Genomic DNA, 2369 nt, shown 5'->3' on the forward strand with positions numbered 1-2369 from the left:
AGCACCGCGGTGCGCGTCGGCGAGGTCACCGCAAGGCCGCGGATCGCGCCGCTCTGGATTTGTGGAGCGAGCAGAACGGGCGTGCCGACGATGACGGGAACCTCGCCGCCGAGCAGCGCGGTGATGGACTGGGAATCGCCGCGATACGGCACGTGCACGATCTCGACGCCGGCAGTGGCGTTGAGCAATTCGCCCGCGAGGTGATGGGTCGAGCCGAAACCGACCGATCCGAAGCTGAGCGAACCCGGCTTGGCCTTGGCCATCGCGACGAGCTCGCCCAGTGATTTGGCGGGGGAATCGTTCCGCACGGCGATGACGAGCGCGTAATACACCAGCGTCGAGATCATCTCGAAGCTGTCGGCCGGCTGGTAGGCGAGGCTCTTGTAGGTCGCCGCGGAGATCGCGTGGGCGCCGGTGACGAGGCCGAGCGTGTAACCGTCGGGCGCCGCCTTGGCGACCGCATCCGCCGCGATGTTGCCGCCGGCACCCGGCTTGGCCTCGACGATGATCGGCTGGCCGAGCCTCTTCGACAGCCCGTCGGCGATGATGCGCGACAGCGTGTCGGCCGCGCCGCCGGCGGCAAAGCCGTGCAGCAGGCGGATCGGGCGCGACGGATAATTATCCGCCGACGCAGAGCCGGTCACCAGACAATTGCCAAGAAAACTGCCAAGTAGAAAAATGGCCGCAGCAAGCCGCTTCATCCCTCGCATGGATGCTTCTCCCTCGATTGTTATGTCGTTGGCCGCAACGTGCGCGGCGTCTTCAAGTCGTGATCGCGCTAGCGTGCGAACTCCGTGCATTCAGGCGATGGCGGCATGCCCCAGACGTCGCGCGGCAGCCCGACCCAGACCTTTGGCCGCTGCGGACGATCGCGATGCCACGGGCGCGGCTCGAAATAGCCGAGCTCCTCGTCCACCATCCGGTCGAGATCGCAAAACAGCTCGACCAGATGGCCATCGGGATTGCGATGATAGATCGCGGTGTTGTGGCCGGGGCCATGCCGCACCGGCCCCCACAGCACGGGCAGCTTGTGCCGCGCCAGATGATCGCAGGCCCGATGCAGGTGATCGGGACCGCGGAGCTCGAAGGCAAAATGATGCAGGCTGCGCACGGGCGCCTGCGCGAAGTTGAGGGTGTGATGCTCGAAGCCGCTGCGCATGAACACGAAACGGTCCTCGATCCAGTCGGAGACGCGCAGGCCCGTCACGCTGGCGTAGAACTCCGAAGCGGCTTTCGGATCTGGCGTACGCAGCGCGACATGGCCGAGCTTGCTGACTGCGAGCCCGCCGATCCGCTCCTGCGCGGGCGTCGGCGTCCAGCCCTGGATCAGCTCGAAGCGTGTCCCTTCGGGATCGATAAAGGATAGCAGCCTGGAGACACCCGGCAGGGAATCGCTCCAAAACTCCGGCCGCAGATCGGCCTGCCTCAGCGCGGCGCCCAGCGCTTCGATCTCGACTTCGGGCGATATCTCGAAGGCGATGCTCTTCAGCACGGGATCACCAGGCTCGATCACGAGCGAGAGCTGCTCGGACTCGCTGGCGAGGAACATGCGGTTTCCCGCGCGGCCGACCAGGCCAAGGCCGATGACGCCGCGGTAGTAATCGAGCAGCCGCTCCGGATCGGGCGAGGCGAAGGTCGCGTGTCGCAGCCGGGTGAAGCGTGCAATGGGTGCTGGTGCGCTCATCGTGCGGTCCACCCCCTCATGGAATCATGATGATCTTGCCGAGCGCCGAGCCTTGCTCGAGCAGCGTATGCGCCTTGCTGACCTCGTCCAGCTTCAGCACGGCCGAGATCGCCGGCTTGATGGTGTTGCGCCCGAGCGCCTCGATCACGCTGCGCATCAGGGCGCGGCGTCCGTCGCGATCGTGGTCGTAGATGTGGAAGGAGAAGCAGCGCACGGCCGGGCAGATATCGAGATGGTTGCGCATCGCCGCCATCAGGTTTTCTTCCGGAAGTCCCGCGAAGGCATTGTACGACAGCAGCGTGCCCCATTTGCCGAGCGCGCCGAGATAGAAGGTGAACTCGGGACCGCAGACATGATCGAGCACGAGGCCGACGCCCTCGCCCTTCGTCAGTTCGCGGGTGCGCGCCACCACGTCCTCGCTGCGGTAGTAGATGATGTGATCGGCGCCGTTCGCCTTGGCGAACGCAGCCTTCTCTTCAGTCGAGACCGTGCCGATCACGGTCATCCCGGCGAGCTTGGCCAATTGCACCAGCGCGGTGCCGACGCCGCCGGCGGCGCCGATCACCAGCGCGCTCGCCGGTGCGCGCGGATGGCGGCACTCGTGCAGCAGCGCGTAGGCGACCTGATAGTTCGACAGGCACACCGCGGCCTGCAGATCGACATTGTCGGGCAGCGCGTGAACAGC

3 protein-coding genes are annotated in these 2369 nt (G+C 66.2%); all 3 read right to left on the reverse strand.

The genetic code is table 11. The features are described 5' to 3' along the window. Nucleotides 1–710, reverse strand: a 710-nt coding sequence (locus SE92_RS12670) for a Bug family tripartite tricarboxylate transporter substrate binding protein (protein ID WP_063203493.1), incomplete at its 3' end; no start/stop codon positions are given. 68 nt (nucleotides 711–778) lie between these two features. Then, nucleotides 779–1684 (reverse strand): VOC family protein, encoded by a 906-nt coding sequence (locus SE92_RS12675; protein ID WP_063196004.1) that lies wholly within the window; start codon nucleotides 1682–1684, stop codon nucleotides 779–781. Between the two features lie 16 nt (nucleotides 1685–1700). Continuing rightward, the coding region (locus tag SE92_RS12680; protein WP_245324558.1) for a zinc-binding dehydrogenase at nucleotides 1701–2369 on the reverse strand (669 nt) is incomplete at its 5' end.

It is taken from the genome of Bradyrhizobium sp. AT1 (assembly GCF_001590795.1).
Lineage (GTDB): Bacteria > Pseudomonadota > Alphaproteobacteria > Rhizobiales > Xanthobacteraceae > Bradyrhizobium.